The following is a 16031-nucleotide window of genomic DNA, read 5'->3' on the forward strand; positions in this document are numbered from 1 at the left end:
CAGCCAGCAACCGAGCAGCACGGAGGCACACACCATGGCGCGCGAGTCGGAATCCGGACTGCCCATCGAGCCGGTGTACGGGCCGTCGGCGCTGGAGGGCTGGGATCCGGTGGAGAAGTTGGGTGAGCCGGGGTCGTACCCGTTCACCCGGGGTGTGTATCCGTCGATGTACACCGGTCGGCCGTGGACGATGCGTCAGTACGCCGGTTTTGGTACGGCGGTGGAGTCCAACGCCCGCTACCAGCAGTTGATCGCCAACGGCACGATGGGGCTGTCGGTCGCCTTCGACCTGCCCACCCAGATGGGGCATGACTCCGATGCTCCGATCGCCCATGGCGAGGTGGGCAAGGTGGGGGTGGCGATCGACTCGGTGGAGGACATGCGGGTGCTGTTCGGCGGGATTCCGCTGGACAAGGTCTCGACGTCGATGACGATCAACGCACCGGCGGCGCTGTTGCTGCTGATGTACCAACTGGTCGGTGAGGAGCAGGGTGTCAGTGCGGACCGGCTGACGGGCACGATCCAGAACGACGTGCTGAAGGAGTACATCGCGCGGGGGACGTACATCTTCCCGCCGAAGCCGTCGCTGCGTCTGATCGCGGACATCTTCAAGTACTGCAAAACCGAGATCCCGAAATGGAACACCATTTCGATCTCCGGCTATCACATGGCGGAGGCGGGGGCTTCTCCGGCGCAGGAGATCGCTTTCACTCTTGCGGACGGTATCGAATACGTCCGTACGGCGGTGGCGGCGGGCATGGACGTCGACGACTTCGCGCCCCGTCTGTCGTTCTTCTTCGTGGCCCGTACGACGATCCTGGAGGAGGTCGCGAAGTTCCGGGCGGCCCGGCGGATCTGGGCGCGGGTGATGCGTGAGGAGTTCGGTGCGCGCAATCCCAAGTCGCTGATGCTGCGGTTCCACACGCAGACGGCGGGCGTGCAGCTCACGGCCCAGCAGCCGGAGGTGAACCTGGTCCGGGTGGCGGTGCAGGGTCTGGGGGCGGTGCTGGGCGGTACGCAGTCGCTGCACACGAACTCCTTCGACGAGGCGATCGCGCTGCCGACGGACAAGAGCGCGCGTCTGGCCCTGCGTACGCAGCAGGTGCTGGCGTACGAGACGGATGTGACGGCCACGGTGGACCCGTTCGCGGGGTCGTACGTCGTGGAGAGGATGACCGATGACGTGGAGGCGGCCGCGGTCGAGCTGATGGGGAAGGTCGAGGACCTGGGTGGTGCGGTGGCGGCCATCGAGCGCGGTTTCCAGAAGAGCGAGATCGAGCGTTCCGCGTACCGGATCGCGCAGGAGACCGACTCGGGTGAGCGGGTCGTGGTCGGCGTCAACCGCTTCCAGCTCGACGAGGAGGAGCCCTACGAGCCGCTGCGCGTGGACCCGGCGATCGAGGCCCAGCAGGCGGAGCGCCTCGCCAAGCTGCGCGCCGAGCGCGACCAGCCGGCCGTGGACTCGGCCCTGGCCGCACTGAAGAAGGCGGCCGAGGGCGAGGACAACGTCCTTTATCCGATGCGTGAGGCCCTGAAGGCCCGCGCCACGGTGGGCGAGGTCTGCAACGCCCTCCGGGAGGTGTGGGGGACGTACGTCCCCAGCGACGCCTTCTGAGGCTGAGTGAGCGACGCCTTCTGAGGCTGAGTGCCGGAGCGGCGTGCGCCACTTCTCCCCATGTCCGAGGGCGGAGGGTGCGCCCTCACCGTGATCGGTCGAGCACTCCGCGCAGCCGTGGCGTGAACGGCTTCTCCACGTAGCGGTACAGCAGCCAGGCCACCAGCAGCATCGACAGGATCGCCAGCGCGAAGGTCGCCGCCGACGGCAGACCGGCGTCACGGTGCAGGGCCTGGATCACCACCCACCCCAGGTGCTCGTGGACCAGGTAGAACGGGTACGTGAGGGCACCCGCCACCGTCAGCCAGGGCCAGTTGATCCGGTTCAGCCGGCCGAGGGCGATCGCCGCCACCGCCACGAAGCCCAGGGTGACGACGAGGACGATGCCGAACGACGTGCGGTAGGAGAAGAAATCCGGGTTCGGGGCGTGCCACAGTCCTCGGACCGCGTAGTGCTGGCCGATCAGCCAGCTCACCGCCACGATCCCCCACGCGTACGCGTCACGCCGGTCGCGGTGGACCAGGTAGAGGCCGATCCCGCCGATGAAGAAAGGCGCGTACTCCGGCATCAGCACGACGTCCAGGAGGGGTTCGTCCGCCGACCGCGCGATCACCGCCGCCAGCGTCCAGCACGCGCAGAACATGATCACGCGTTGGCGGGTCGCGCCCGGCAGGACGACGCAGAGGGCGAACAGCGCGTAGAAGCGGACCTCCGCCCACAGCGTCCAGCAGACGCCCAGCACACGGTCCACGCCCAGCGGCTGCTGCAGCATCGTCAGGTTCACGAGCGCGTCGCTCGGTGACACCGCCTCGTACGCGACCACCGGCAGGGCGAACACCGCCGTCACCAGGATCACCGCCGCCCAGTAGGCGGGCAGCAGTCGGGTGGCGCGAGAGACGAAGAAGGACCGCAGCGGCCGGCCCCAGCCGCTCATACAGATCACGAAGCCGCTGATCACGAAGAAGACCTGCACGCCCAGGCAGCCGTAGGCGAACCATTCGTGCAGCGTGGGGAACTGCTGCCTGGGCGAGGTGCCCCACGCCTCGGAGATCTCGCCGTCCCGGCCGCCGTAGTGGTACGCGGCCACCATCAGCGCGGCGAGCAGCCGCAGTCCGTCGAGCGCGCGCAGGCGCGGGGCGGGGGCCCGGCGCGTGGTACGGGGCGGGACGAGGGCCGTCTCCGGTCCCGCTCTGCGCGTGGGATCGTCCGGGCGGATGCCCGGCAGGGCCGCCTCCAGGGGCGGCGCCTGCGCGGACGTGGTCAGGGGTGCTGTCTTCGCGGGTGAGTTCATCGGATCAGCCGAGTGTCGCCCTCTTCAGTGACCGGGCCCGCCGCGCGACTCTCCGCACGGTGGCGTTGCGCGGGATGAACGCGAGCTGGACGGGGACGCCGCCGGGCAGCCCCAGCGAGGTGAGCCGGCGGCGCTTGAAGTACCGCAGGGTGTGGGCGCCCGGATGTCGCGTCAGATAGGCCTCGGTCTCCGCGCGCAACGACGGGTAGATCTTCGACTGCATCGCGAACCCCACCGCCCGGACCAGGGCGCCCAGATCCGCCGCCCCCATACCCGGCTGCTGCGCGGTGACCGCCGCCCGGTCGCCCAGCTCCGGCAGCAGCGCGTCCACGATGGTGACGGGCACCCGGTTGCTGTTCTCGTACGGCGCGAGCCGGTCCAGCAGGGTGCCCGTGCCGACACGGGCGACCGGCAGCCCGTACAGCGCCGAGGCGGTGAGCAGGGCGGTGGAGAAGCAGCCGACGACGAGTGCCGGACGCATCCGCTGGTAGAGCACCTCGGCGAGGACCGGGACGTCGAGGACGGTCAGTTCGGCGCCGAGGCGCTCCGCCTCCTTCTCCAGAGCACGTGACCAGCGGGCCGGGGCGCTCGGATGGGGCTTGAACACGATCGTGCCGTGCCCCAACGCGACCGCGCCCCTCAGCATCCGTACATGGAGGTCCTCCTCCTCCTCGGCGGTGAGGATGCCGAGCGCGGAGAGGTACTGGCCGAGCAGCAGCGCCGGCTCCTCGATCGCGGGCACGTCGTCACCGGTGTCGACCAGCTCCGCCAGCACCTTCACGAAGGCGTCCGTCGGCACGATCTCCGCCTCGACCCCGAACTCGGTGAGCAGCAGCGGCTTCAGACCCGGTACGAGATCCAGGTGCAGCAGGCGGTCGATACGGGTGCCGACCAGCGGGTCGATTTTGTTGCGGGTGGGGCCGTAACTCATCAGGCCGTCCGCGTACACGGTCACCGGGGCGCCGGTGAAGATCTGGGCGAAGCCGAGCGCCGGGTGGACCTGGATGGACTCCACGGCCAGCTCGACGTCGTCGTCCCCCAGGTTCCACAGCAGCCGCAGATGCCGCTCCCACAGCGGTACGTCGTCCATGCGCGGGGACCAACCGCCTGGGTGGAATGGGGAGATGGTCTCGTTCCAGGAGATCACGTCGTCGAAGCGGGAGCGAAGCCGCTCGAAGCCCGGCATCTCGTCCACGGCGGGGGCCGTCTCCGGCGTCGTCGCGTTGTTGGAGACCAGCAGGATGCGCCGGGAGGCCGGGCGGAAGCACTCGGTGTCCAGGGCGGCGGCCAGCGTGGCCGTGCCGTACAGCGTGGACGCCATGAAGATCTGCGTGGTCACGCGGCGACCCCCGTGCCGGCGGGACGGCGGCGCAGCCTGCGCAGCCGGGTGGCGCGCTGGACGTCCATGGAGTCGAGGGCCTCGTCCAGCACGTCCTGCGGCATTCGGCGCAGCGCCACCGCGCTCATCGACTTCAGTTTCCGTGCCACCGCCGGCTCGAACCTCTCGATGGATCCCAGGTGATGGGAGATGATCGCGCAATAGGTGCGCACGGCCTTGGGAAGCAGGGCGTCCGCGTCCCGGTCCTTCGCGGTTTCCGCGATGACCTGGTCGAACGCGCGAATGAAATCGAGCTGCCGTACGTCACCGATCTGGGTCAGTGAAGAGGCCACGCCGCGCCGGTAGTACACGCCCAGCAGCCCCACCGTGGCGAAGGAATCCGCCTCCCGGTGGAGCTTCCAGATCCACGGCCGGTCCTCCGCCGTGCGCAGCCCGTGGGTGAAGTGCAGCACCCCCTTGTCGACCAGTCGGCGGTGGTAGACACCCGCCCAGGCGTACGCGTAGTCGACGGAGGTCGAGCGGTCGGCCGGCAGGATCGCGTCCCGCGGGTTCATCACCACGCCGCGTCGCCCGTTGGGCACCCGGTGGACCGAGCGGGCCCGCGCGGTGCACTGGACATGGTCCGTGCGCACGAAGTCGCAGCCCAACTCCTCGATGGCGCCCAGCAGCCGCGGGTAGTAGCCGGGGGCGAGCCAGTCGTCCCCGTCGAGGAACGTCAGATACTCGCCGCGGGCCTCGTCGATGCCCGTGTTGCGCGCGGTCGCCAGACCTCCGTTCTTCTCGTGTCTGACGTACACCGCCCCCGGAAGCTCGCGCTCCGCGCGCGCGAGAATGTCCGGTGTCTCGTCGCGGGAACAGTCGTCGACGAGAATGAATTCGAAGTCCTCGCGCGCGTTCGCGCGGAGGCTCTTCAGGGTGTCGGGCGCGTATTGCCGCACGTTGTAGAACGGCACGATGACGGAGAGCTTGACCACGTCAGTGACGTTAGGGCGCACTCCGGCATTCGTCTTGACCACCTGCTTGATACCAGGTGAACGACGCGTGGCGGTACCGTGAACCAGGCTTTTTCCCGCAACTTCCGCGCCCCGATTCGCCATTCGGCGATGTGCTGTTAACCCTTTGTTGCATTCGGGTTGGGCCGATCAACGAAATTGCTTCCTAGCGTCTTCGACGTGCCAGCAAGTGCTACGAACAGCCTGCGAGTCGCCGTACTCGCGGATTCCGACACCCGGTGGAAATGGGGCGCGCTCACCGCGAACCGCCTCGCTCCGGAGCAGTCGGACATCCGCCTCGACGGCTTCCTCCTGCGCGGCCGGGCCACCCCCACCGCCCGCCAGTTGGAGGAGGTCGGCGTCCGCCCCGACTCCCTGCGCGAGGTGACCGCCGTAGAGTTCCTGCGCGCCGTGACGCGGGACGCGTACGACGTCGTCGTGCTCGCCCTCGTCGGCGGGGGAGTCCAGGCGATGCTGCACGGCCTGCGCCGCGCCTGGGACGGACGTACCGAACGGCCCGTGGTCGTCACCGGTTACGTCGGTGTCGTCTACGAGAAGCTCGCCGACGGTCTGCTGCTGCGCCACGGCGCGGACCTCGTCCTCGCCAACTCCCGCCAGGACGCGGACCGTTTCCGCGCCGTGTACGAGGGCGTGGGCGCCGACGCCTCCTCGGTCACCGAGGTCGCCCTGCCCTTCCTGGGCGGCAGGCCGTACGCCGGCGCGGAGGACCCCTCCGCGGAGCAAGGGCGCGGGCCCTACACGGTCGTCTTCGCCGCGCAGCCCTCCGTCCCGGACAACCGCAGGGACCGTACGTACCTGCTGAACCGCCTCATCGGGCACGCGAAGCTGCACCCCGACCGCCAGGTCCTGCTGAAGCTGCGCTCCAAGCCCGGCGAGCACACCACGCACATCGAGGAACTGCCGTACCAGAAGCTGCTGCAGCGGCTCCCCGGTGGCGCCGCGCCCGCCAACTTCCGTCTGGTGTACGGGAACATGGGCGAGGTCCTCGACACCACCGACCTGCTCGTCACCATCAGCTCCACGGCCGCCCTGGAGTCCCTGCACCGCCGGATCCCCACCGTCGTCCTCACCGACCTCGGCATCCGCGAGACCCTCGGCAACCACCACTTCGTGGGCTCCGGCTGCCTCGCCTCCTGGGACCAACTGGACGACGGGTACGAGCCGGTACCGGACCCGGAGTGGGTGGCACGGCAGGGCGTCGCCGCCGGCGGCGCATCCCGGACGGAGTCCGGGGGAGGCTCGTACGCCACCGCCTTCGACGCCGCCCGCGCCCGCATCGCCAAGCTGGTCGCCGCCGCCGAACTCCCGCCGCTGACGCCGTACTACACGCCCGTCACCGCGCCCGGCTATCTGCCCGGCATCCTCGCCCGCCACCACCTCGGCCCCGACGGGGAACCGCTGCCCGGGGCGCCCGCCGCCGACCGGCAGGCCGGGCCCGTACGGCAGATCGTGCGCCGGGCCGCGCGCGGCGCCTACCGCCACGGAGTGCAGCGCGTGGCGCCCGTCATCCGCCGGATGGGGGAGCTGTGAGCCGCGACCCGTCCCCTGCGCAAGGAGTACAGCCCATGTCCCGTCCGGAAGCGGACCGAGCGGTTTCCGCACGCCGCGTCCTCGCCGTGATCCCCGCGCGCGGCGGCTCCAAGGGCGTCCCCGCGAAGAACCTGGCCCCCGTCGGCGGCGTGCCGCTGGTGGCGCGCGCGGTCCGCGAGTGCCTGGCCGCCGGACTGGTGACGCACGTCGTCGTCTCCACCGACGACCACGCCATCGCCGCGGCGGGCCGGGAGGCGGGCGCCGAGGTCGTCCTGCGCCCCGCCGCCATCGCCGGTGACACCGCGACCTCCGAGGCCGCCGTCCTGCACGCCATGGACGCCCACGAGACGCTCCACGGCGCCGCCGTCGACGTCGTCCTCCTCGTCCAGTGCACCAGCCCGTTCATCCTCCGCGAGGACATCGACGGCGTCGCCCGCGCCATCGTCGACCACGGCGCCGACACCGCCCTCACCGTCGCCCCCTTCCACGGCTTCATCTGGCGGGACACGGCGGACGAGTACGCAGGCGAAGCGCCCGTGGCCGCCGCGGTGGCCCGTGGGGCTGGGGCGTACGACGGGGTCGCGGGGGCGTACGACGGGGTCGTGGGGGCGACTGGTGGCGCGGTGGCGCACGGTGCGTTCGCGGCGTCGGGCGGAGGCAGGCCCGGCGAGGCCGCCGGGAGCGGTACGTCCGGCGCGGAAGAGGCCGCCCGCGCCGACGCGCCGACCGGCGGCCACGCACCCACCACGAGCGGCACCGGCGTACCCGGCCGAGCCGCCGTGGGCGCGGGAGCCACAGCCGGAGCAACCGACGTGTCGAGCCCGGCGGGCGCACTCCGCGGAGCACCGGCGGTCGCAGTGGACGGCGACGCCCACGACACCCCCGGCTCCACCGCCGGAGGCCACGGCGTCAACCACGACAAGTCCTTCCGCCCCCGCCGCCAGGACCGCCCCCAGGACCTGCTGGAGACCGGCGCCGCCTACGCCATGGACGCGGCCGGGCTGCGCAAGCACCAGCACCGTTTCTTCGGCCGTACGGAACTCGTCCGCACCGACCCCGCCCGGGTCCTGGAGATCGACGACCCGCACGACCTCGCCCGCGCCCAGGCCCTCGCCCCCCTCTTCGACGCGAACCGGCCCGGCGCCCTCCCCACCTACGACGACATCGACGCCGTAGTCCTCGACTTCGACGGCACCCAGACCGACGACAGGGTGCTGATCGACTCCGACGGACGGGAGTTCGTCTCCGTGCACCGCGGCGACGGACTCGGCATCGCGGCCCTCCGCAGGAGCGGCCTGAAGATGCTCATCCTGTCCACGGAACAGAACCCGGTCGTCGCCGCACGGGCCCGCAAGCTGCGGCTCTCGGTTCTCCACGGCATCGACCGGAAGGACCTCGCACTCAAGCAGTGGTGCGAGGAACAGGGCATCGCGCCCGAGCGCGTGCTCTACGTCGGCAACGACGTCAACGACCTCCCGTGCTTCGCCCTCGTGGGCTGGCCCGTGGCGGTCGGAAGCGCCCACGACATCGTGCGTGGCGCCGCACGCGCGGTCACCACCCTCCCCGGTGGTGAAGGCGCGATCCGGGAGATCGCCGGCTGGATCCTCGGCCCCTCCCTCGACTCTCTCGACTCCCTCACCAAGTAAGGAAATCATCGGTCATGAGCACCAACTCCCGTCTGCGCACGTTCGGTTCGAAGACCGCCGGCCCGGGCCACCCCGTCTACGTCGTCGGCGAGATCGGCATCAACCACAACGGTGAGCTGGAGAACGCCTTCAAGCTGATCGACGCCGCCGCCGAAGCCGGCTGCGACGCCGTCAAGTTCCAGAAGCGCACACCCGAGATCTGCACCCCCCGCGACCAGTGGGACATCGAGCGCGACACCCCCTGGGGCCGTATGACCTACATCGACTACCGCCACCGTGTGGAGTTCGGTGAGGACGAGTACCGCCAGATCGACGAGTACTCCAAGGAGAAGGGCATCGACTGGTTCGCCTCCCCGTGGGACACCGAGGCCGTCGCCTTCCTCGAGAAGTTCGACGTCCCCGCCCACAAGGTGGCCTCCGCCTCCCTGACCGACGACGAGCTGCTGCGCGCCCTGCGCTCCACCCACCGCACGGTCATCCTCTCCACCGGCATGTCCACCCCGAAGCAGATCCGCCACGCGGTCGAGGTCCTCGGCTCGGACAACATCCTCCTCTGCCACGCCACCTCGACCTACCCGGCGAAGGCCGAGGAGCTCAACCTCCGCGTCATCAACACGCTCCAGGCCGAGTACCCGAACGTCCCGATCGGCTACTCCGGCCACGAGACAGGCCTGCAGACCACCCTCGCCGCCGTCGCCCTCGGCGCCGCCTTCGTCGAGCGCCACATCACCCTCGACCGCGCCATGTGGGGCTCCGACCAGGCCGCCTCCGTCGAACCCCAGGGCCTCACCCGCCTGGTCCGCGACATCCGCACCATCGAGGCCTCCCTCGGCGACGGCGTCAAGAAGGTCTACGACTCCGAGCTCGGCCCCATGAAGAAGCTGCGCCGTGTCACCGGCGTCGTCGCCGAGGCGGAGATCGCGGCGGCGGCCGGCGAGCCGGTCGGCGAGCCGGTAGGCGTCTGACACGACCGCCGTGGCTGCGGGCAGTCGTGCCGCCGGGGCGGCACGGGTGGGCGCAGCGGCACCCGGTACGCACCGGGCAGGCGTTCCCACCCCCGCCCCCAGAAGGTCCGTACTCACGGAAGCGACGGTCATACGTCGATGAGCCCCCGCGCCGGAACCGCCGGCCCCCACACTCTCGCCTTCGTCGAGAGCCCGGTACAGCTTCTGAACGTGCTGGAGTGGGCACACGCCCACGCCCTCGGCACGCCCGGGGACCCCGCCGTGGGGCCCTTCGGCTCCGGCGGCGCGGTGCTCACCCTCGTGGTCCTGTCGCCCAACGACCCCATGACCCGGGGCCAGCTGCGCCGCATGGCGGAGCTGGCCCGGGACGAGGGCCACGACGTGCGCTGGGAGGAGGCGCGCGGCGGCACCGCCGCCCCCTTCCGCACCATCGGCGGCCTCGCCCCGCTGCTGCGCGCCGCGAGCCGCGTCGTCCTGGGCGACCCCTTCTCCCGATACGTCCAACTGCTGCTGACGATCACCCGGGCGACGGACGTGGTCGTCGTCGACGACGGCACCGCCACCATGGAGTTCGTCTCCCAGCTCGCCCGCGGCGAACGCCTCGTCCGCTGGCACCGCAAGGGCGGCCGCCCCGGCCCCCGCGACCTCGTCTTCGCCCCGGTCTCGGCCAAGGCCCGCAAGCGCCTCACCCCGACCGCCGGCCGACACGTCGAGGTCTTCTCATCGATGCCGATCGACGAGACCCCCGAGGGTGTCTTCGTCACCGCCAACGACTTCGCCTGGACCCGGGCCCGCTTCGGCCCGCCCCGCCTCACCAAGGGCGCCGACCTCGTGGGCACGTCCCTGGTGGAGACCGGAGTGGTGGACGGCGGCCGCTACCTGGAAGCGGTCCGCTCCCTCGCGACCGGCCACAGCGCGACCCGCTACTTCGCCCACCGCCGCGAGAGCGCCGAGAAACTGCACACCCTGGCGACGGAGACGGGCCTGGAGATCGTCCGCCCGGACCTCCCCCTCGAACTCATCGCCCGCCGGGGCCCCATCGGCCGTACGATCCTGAGCTTCCCCTCGACGGTGGTCCACACCCTGCCGCTCGCGCTGGCCGGCACGGACGTACGCGTCGCGGTCTGCGACATCGACCCGAGCTGGCTGACCGAGAAGGCCTCCCCCCGTGCCCAGGGTTTCCTGTCCGGCGTCACGGGTACGGCACGGGACGTCCACCGGCTCTCGTCGGTGGCGCCTCTCTGAGGCGAGCCCGCGCCCGTCGTCGAGCCAGGCGGACCGTCGACGCGTCGGCCAGTCGGCCAGTCGGCGAGTCGGCAGTCGCAGTCGGCCGTCGACCAGTCGACCGGTCGGCCATCGATGCGGTGACGTGTAGACGCGGCGACGCATAGACCAGTCGGCCCATCGGCCCATCGGCACTGACGCCCATCGGCACTGACGCCGGAACGGCCCATCTGATCCCATAGGCATTTTTCGGATCCCGGCAGGGGCGATACGCCTCTTACGAACCGTGGCCAGTGAGCGGCTTCCACGCCTCTCCGGCTCGCAGCCCGGTTCCATAGCCGCTCCGAAAGCACCCCGCATGCTCACTGACCGCACGTCACGTATGGCTTCCCGCCCTGCGAGGACACAGGCCACGTTCACCTCCTCGCGCACCGGCCTCCCACGGCACGACATCCTCGTCTGGCTGATTCCGTCGCTGTGGACCGTCACCCTCGGCCTGTGGGGCCTGTCACGGCAGGACAGCCTGTGGCGGGACGAGGCGGCGACCTGGCAGGTGGCCCGACGCTCCACCGCCGAGATCTGCCGCATGCTGGGGAACGTCGACGTGGTGCACGGGGGCTACTACCTGTTCATGCACGCGGTGTTCGAGTGCTTCGGCCCCAGCACCACGGCCCTGCGGCTGCCATCCGTGCTGGCCATGGGGGTGGCGGCGGCCTGCGTTGCGGTCATCGGCCACCGGCTGGCCGGTATGCGCACGGGCCTGGCGGGCGGTATGGCGTTCGGACTGCTGCCCGCTGTGCAGTTCCACCTCCAGGAGGGCCGGCCCTACGCGCTGGTCGCCGCCGGGGCCGCGATCTCCACCCTGCTGCTCGTGACCGGACTCCGAAGACCTGTCCGTACACCGCACTGGGCCGCGTACGGCGCCACTGTGCTGGTGATCGGGCTGCTCAACTGGCTCTCGCTCCTCATCCTTCCGGCGCATCTGGTGACTCTGCTCCTGGCCCGTGCCGGGCGGGGAGTCCGCACACGCTGGGCCGTGGCCGCCGCGGCCGCCACGGTCTGTGTGCTGCCACTGATCCTCTTCAGCCGGGGCCAGTCCGCTCAGGTGTCATGGATCCCGCCGCTGACCTGGCACATGCTGATCGCCCCCGCCGTCCTGTTGGCGACAGGGGGCGTGGGAGCCCTCCTCGACCGGCCTCTCAGAGCGGGCCGGCTGTCGGTGGCGGCCGTCGGACTGCCGCTGCTGGCTCTGCCACAGCTCGCCCTCGTCGGTCTTTCCCTGGTCCGGCCCCTGTTCCTGGACCGGTACGTCCTCTTCAGCTTCCTGGGCCTGGCGCTGCTGATCGGCGCGATCGTCGACTCGGCGGTACGGGCTGTCAGGCCCCGGCTCCCGAGAGCCGCGCAGTGGATCCTCCCCGTGGTGGTCGCGGCGGCGACGGCGGCACTGCTGCCACAGTCCCTGGCGAAGCGGTCCCCTGCGAGCAGGGTGGACGACGTCCTGGCGATAGCGTCGGACGTGCGGCGGCTGAAGAGGACCGGGAACGCGGTGCTCTTCGTCCCGGCGGCACGTCGGGACACCAAGTCCGTCTCGCCGCACGCCTTCGCCGGCCTGCGGGACATCGCTCTGACGGAGAGCCCGGAGCAGTCCGGAACCCTGAAGGGCGTCGAGGCCGACCCGGACCGCATACGTGCCGACATGCTGACCCACCGACGGATCCTCCTGGTGACGGACGCCGACCAGGTGGCCGGACCGGTGACGGCCGAGCGCGACCGGATGAAGACCGCCGTGCTGAAGCAGTACTTCACCGCGGTGGCCGACGAGCAGGTACGCGGCCGGCGGGTGACGGTGTACGAGCGGCGCGTCGGGTCCGACGGCCACCACTGACAGCCGGCGCGCGTCGGGTCCGACGGCCACCACTGACAGCCGGCCGGCTCTGAAACGAATGACTCCCATCGGCCGCACGCCCGCGCCGTCTCGTGATCCGCGTCACCCTGGGCGCCCCTACGCCCCCCGATCACACCAAGTGACCCCCACCGCCCTGATCGCCCCCAGAAGCGCAGGCCACTGCCCCTCTCGTCCCTTCCCAGCGGTACCGCCGCACACCCTCGTCGAACACATGACGTAGCGGAACGGTCGCGCCGAGGTGAGGGTTCCGGCACCGTGGGATGGCGAGGACGTGGTATCCGTGGAGTGTGGGAATCGTTCGGGCACCCCCGGACGTTTAAACGATGGGATTCGCGGGCAACCCCGGCGTTCCCTGAGGGACGCCCCGGTCACCCCGGTGGACCGCGTCGTCGAGCGCGGCGTGGCGTGTGTCCCGTCTCCGAGGTCCCACCCGTCCCGAAGGCGGACGGGTATACCCATCCGTGCCAATACGTATGCGTTGTGCGACCGGAAAACTTCCCCTTACGGGCTGATTTTTTGTTGATCGAGGGTTAGAAGGTCGCTCGATCGCCCTACCCTTCAGAGGGTGAACCAACTGATGTCCCGAGAGTCCGAGGCCGATCTGCCAGGGGAAGCCGAAGCGTCGCTCCCCGGCACCCTGCCGGAAGCACTGCGTGCCGAACTCGTCGCGTTCCGCCGCGACTTGCACATGCACCCGGAGCTCGGCAACCAGGAGTTCCGTACGACCGCCGCGATCAAGGCCCGCCTGGAGAAGGCAGGGCTCCGACCGCGTGTGCTCGACAGCGGAACCGGACTCATCTGCGACATCGGCGACTGGAACGGCACCGACCAGTCCGCGCTCGCCCTGCGCGCCGACATCGACGCCCTGCCCATCCCGGACACCAAGGTGGACTGCGACTACCGCTCCACCGTCCCGGACCGCGCCCACGCCTGCGGCCACGACGTGCACACCACCGTCGTCCTCGGCGCCGGCCTCGTCCTCGCCGACCTGCACCGACAGGGCCAGCTGCCCCGCCCCGTCCGGCTGATCTTCCAGCCCGCCGAGGAGGTCCTGCCGGGCGGCGCCGCCGACGTGATCAGGACCGGCGCGCTCGACGGCGTCGGCCGGATCATCGCCGTGCACTGCGACCCGAGGGTCGACGCCGGCCTCATCGGACTGCGCCACGGCCCCATCACCTCGGCCTGCGACCGGCTGGAGCTCTCCCTGGACGGGCCCGGCGGCCACACCGCGCGTCCGCACCTCACCACCGACCTCGTCACCGCCGCCGCCCGTGTCGTCACGGACGTGCCCGCGCTGGTCGGCCGCCGGTTCGACGCCCGCGCCGGCCTCGTCGTCACCTGGGGCCGCATCGACTCGGGCCACGCCCCGAACGTGATCCCGCAGCATGCGGAGCTCTCCGGCACCGTTCGCTGCCTGGACATCAACGCCTGGCGGCAGGCACCCGACCTCATCAACGAGGCGGTCCAGGAGGTCGCGGTCATGCACCGCGCCAAGCCCGAGATCAACTACATCCGGGGCGTCCCGCCGGTCGTCAACGACCCCGTCGTCACCGAGCTGCTCCACGACTCCATGGCCGCCCGCCGAGGGGTCAAGTCCATCGAGGACACCGAGCAGAGCCTCGGCGGTGAGGACTTCTCCTGGTACCTGGAGCACGTCCCGGGCGCCATGGCCCGCCTCGGCGTCCGCCGCCCGGGCGACCTCACCGTCCGCGACCTCCACCAGGGCGACTTCGACGCCGATGAGCACGCCATCACCGTGGGCGTCGAGCTCTTCACCGCCGCGGCCCTGCTGGACGCCCGCATGCGGGTCCTGGACGCGGCCGTCGGGTAGTCCCGCTCCGGTTGCGCCCCGCCCACCCTCGCGGCAGCCTGGTGCGCGTGTCGTACGAACCCGTACGGCGCGCGCACCTACACGCTGAAGTCACCCCCCGCACGCGGAAGGCCAGGGGCAGGAAAAGCGCCGTGCCCGACACGTCCCCTTCGATCCCCCGGTTCACGAGGGCGTAACGGCCACCGGCACGAATGGATAACGGCCAGTCGGAACCCCGTTCCCAGGAGTGTCTACGCGCGTTAATGTGCGCCGAACTGAGCACCCACACTGCGGGGCTTTGGAGAAGATGGGGAACTTCAAGATGCGTCGGATTTCCAAACTGACCCGCGTCGCGGTGGGGGTCGCGTCGCTGGCGCTCGCCGCGACCGCCTGTGGTGGCACCAGCAGCGAGAGCGGCAGCGACGGCGAGACCACCAAGGGCACCAAGGGCCTCGCGATCGCGTACGACATCGGCGGCAAGGGCGACCAGTCCTTCAACGACGCCGCGTACGCGGGCCTGGAGAAGGCGAAGAAGGAGTTCAAGTACACGACCGCCGACATCGAGCCCAACGAGGGCGAGACGGACGCGGACAAGGAGCAGCGCCTGGCCTCGCTGGCCAAGCAGGGCTACGACCCCGTCATCGGCGTCGGCTTCGCCTACGGCCCCGCGATGGAGGCCGTGGCCAAGGACTACCCGGACACCACCTTCGGCATCGTCGACTCGGTCGTCGAGGGCGACAACGTCGCGTCCCTCGTCTTCGCCGAGCAGGAGGCCTCGTACCTCGCCGGTGTCGCGGCCGCCAAGGCCACCAAGACCAACACCGTCGGCTTCGTGGGCGGTGTGGACATCCCGCTGATCCACAAGTTCGAGGCCGGCTACAAGCAGGGTGTCCAGGACACCAGCGGCGGCAAGGTCAAGGTCATCTCGCAGTACCTGACCCAGACGGCCGAGGAGGGTGGCTTCTCCAGCCCCGACAAGGGCAAGGCCGCCGCCGAGGGCCAGATCGAGAAGAAGGCCGACGTCGTCTACCAGGCGGCCGGTCTCTCCGGCCAGGGCGTCATCGAGGCCGCCGCCACGGCCAAGGTCTGGGCGATCGGCGTCGACTCCGACCAGTACCAGCAGGAGGCTCTCGCCCCCTACAAGGACTTCATCCTCACCTCCGCCCTCAAGGACGTCGGCGGCGCGGTCTACGCCCTCGCAAAGTCCGTCGAGGACGACAAGCCCCTCAAGGGCGTCCAGACCTTCGACCTGAAGGTCGACGGCGTGGGTCTCGCCGACTCCAACCCGAAGATGGGTGAGATCGCCGGCCTCACCGACGCGGTCGCCAAGGCCAAGGAAGAGATCATCAACGGCACGATCAAGGTGAAGACCGAGTAGGTCCAGATCCGCGAGGAGAGCCGACAGCGGGCGGGTGTGCACATGTGCACACCCGCCCGCTTCGCTTTTCAGCCGGACGAGGCTCATGCCGTTCAGGGGCGCGGGGAACCGCGCGACCAGCCACAACGTACCCGCAGCCGAATCCCGGGCCCCACCCCGGCCTCCACCCTCCACGCCGCCCCCGGGCACCATTGCGACACGGCCCCATAACAACGTGGTCCACCGGGCTTCACCCGGAGGGTCTACGCGCGTTACTCTGCGGCGAAAGCCATATAGGGCGCCGACGCTGTGAAGCACTACTGATCAGTAACCCC

At 70.6% G+C, this 16031-nt stretch carries 11 protein-coding genes; 8 read left to right on the forward strand and 3 right to left on the reverse strand.

Features of this window, described 5'->3' with window-relative positions:
* The first annotated feature begins 34 nt into the window (after window positions 1-34).
* The gene (locus ACFY9I_RS14595) at window positions 35-1615 is read left to right on the forward strand and encodes a methylmalonyl-CoA mutase family protein (protein ID WP_391001304.1); all 1581 of its coding nucleotides are present in this window, start codon (window positions 35-37) and stop codon (window positions 1613-1615) included.
* Between the two features lie 85 nt (window positions 1616-1700).
* Here the strand turns inward: ACFY9I_RS14595 and ACFY9I_RS14600 are convergent, their stop codons facing one another.
* From ACFY9I_RS14600 to ACFY9I_RS14610, 3 genes are read right to left on the reverse strand one after another with little or no spacing between them, the layout of a single operon-like run.
* A complete protein-coding gene (locus ACFY9I_RS14600) occupies window positions 1701-2906 on the reverse strand; it encodes an acyltransferase family protein (protein WP_391001307.1) in 1206 nt (401 codons plus the stop codon).
* Between the two features lie 4 nt (window positions 2907-2910).
* On the reverse strand, window positions 2911-4245 hold the full coding sequence (locus tag ACFY9I_RS14605) for a polysialyltransferase family glycosyltransferase (protein ID WP_391001310.1): 1335 nt from the start codon (window positions 4243-4245) through the stop codon (window positions 2911-2913).
* A complete protein-coding gene (locus ACFY9I_RS14610; RefSeq protein WP_391001313.1) occupies window positions 4242-5219 on the reverse strand; it encodes a glycosyltransferase in 978 nt (325 codons plus the stop codon). Before ACFY9I_RS14610 ends, ACFY9I_RS14605 begins: the two co-directional genes overlap by 4 nt.
* A gap of 198 nt (window positions 5220-5417) precedes the next feature.
* Here ACFY9I_RS14610 and ACFY9I_RS14615 point away from each other — a divergent pair, with 198 nt between their 5' ends.
* The 7 genes from ACFY9I_RS14615 to ACFY9I_RS14645 all read left to right on the forward strand — a co-directional run bounded on the left by ACFY9I_RS14615 (window position 5418) and on the right by ACFY9I_RS14645 (window position 15717).
* Window positions 5418-6788 (forward strand): DUF6716 putative glycosyltransferase, encoded by a 1371-nt coding sequence (locus tag ACFY9I_RS14615; protein ID WP_391001316.1) that lies wholly within the window; start codon window positions 5418-5420, stop codon window positions 6786-6788.
* A 35-nt stretch (window positions 6789-6823) separates the two neighbouring features.
* Window positions 6824-8434, forward strand: a complete 1611-nt coding sequence (locus ACFY9I_RS14620) for a cytidylyltransferase domain-containing protein (RefSeq protein ID WP_391001319.1) — start codon at window positions 6824-6826, stop codon at window positions 8432-8434.
* Window positions 8435-8448: 14 nt separating this feature from the next.
* Complete coding sequence (locus tag ACFY9I_RS14625; protein WP_391001321.1) at window positions 8449-9399, forward strand: N-acetylneuraminate synthase family protein; 951 nt, start codon at window positions 8449-8451, stop codon at window positions 9397-9399.
* Window positions 9400-9537: 138 nt separating this feature from the next.
* Window positions 9538-10644 (forward strand): hypothetical protein, encoded by a 1107-nt coding sequence (locus tag ACFY9I_RS14630; protein WP_391001324.1) that lies wholly within the window; start codon window positions 9538-9540, stop codon window positions 10642-10644.
* Between the two features lie 361 nt (window positions 10645-11005).
* Complete coding sequence (locus ACFY9I_RS14635) at window positions 11006-12508, forward strand: hypothetical protein (RefSeq protein WP_391001327.1); 1503 nt, start codon at window positions 11006-11008, stop codon at window positions 12506-12508.
* 598 nt (window positions 12509-13106) lie between these two features.
* Window positions 13107-14360: an amidohydrolase gene (locus tag ACFY9I_RS14640; RefSeq protein WP_391001330.1), complete on the forward strand. Its 1254-nt coding sequence runs from the start codon at window positions 13107-13109 to the stop codon at window positions 14358-14360.
* A gap of 301 nt (window positions 14361-14661) precedes the next feature.
* Entirely contained in the window at window positions 14662-15717 is a 1056-nt protein-coding gene (locus ACFY9I_RS14645; protein ID WP_391001333.1) for a BMP family ABC transporter substrate-binding protein, read from the forward strand.
* Window positions 15718-16031 lie beyond the last annotated feature (314 nt).

The sequence above is a fragment of the Streptomyces sp. NPDC012510 genome, from assembly GCF_042955065.1.
In the GTDB taxonomy this organism is placed as follows: Bacteria; Actinomycetota; Actinomycetes; order Streptomycetales; family Streptomycetaceae; genus Streptomyces.

Excerpts from the sequence above, each read along its gene's own strand:
- ACFY9I_RS14630 (WP_391001324.1), top strand. The coding sequence starts at position 9,538 with ATGAGCCCCCGCGCCGGAACCGCCGGCCCCCACACTCTCGCCTTCGTC.
- ACFY9I_RS14635 (WP_391001327.1), top strand. The coding sequence starts at position 11,006 with ATGGCTTCCCGCCCTGCGAGGACACAGGCCACGTTCACCTCCTCGCGC.
- ACFY9I_RS14620 (WP_391001319.1), top strand. The coding sequence starts at position 6,824 with ATGTCCCGTCCGGAAGCGGACCGAGCGGTTTCCGCACGCCGCGTCCTC.
- ACFY9I_RS14645 (WP_391001333.1), top strand. The coding sequence starts at position 14,662 with ATGCGTCGGATTTCCAAACTGACCCGCGTCGCGGTGGGGGTCGCGTCG.
- ACFY9I_RS14640 (WP_391001330.1), top strand. The coding sequence starts at position 13,107 with ATGTCCCGAGAGTCCGAGGCCGATCTGCCAGGGGAAGCCGAAGCGTCG.
- ACFY9I_RS14600 (WP_391001307.1), bottom strand. The coding sequence starts at position 2,906 with ATGAACTCACCCGCGAAGACAGCACCCCTGACCACGTCCGCGCAGGCG.
- ACFY9I_RS14625 (WP_391001321.1), top strand. The coding sequence starts at position 8,449 with ATGAGCACCAACTCCCGTCTGCGCACGTTCGGTTCGAAGACCGCCGGC.
- ACFY9I_RS14595 (WP_391001304.1), top strand. The coding sequence starts at position 35 with ATGGCGCGCGAGTCGGAATCCGGACTGCCCATCGAGCCGGTGTACGGG.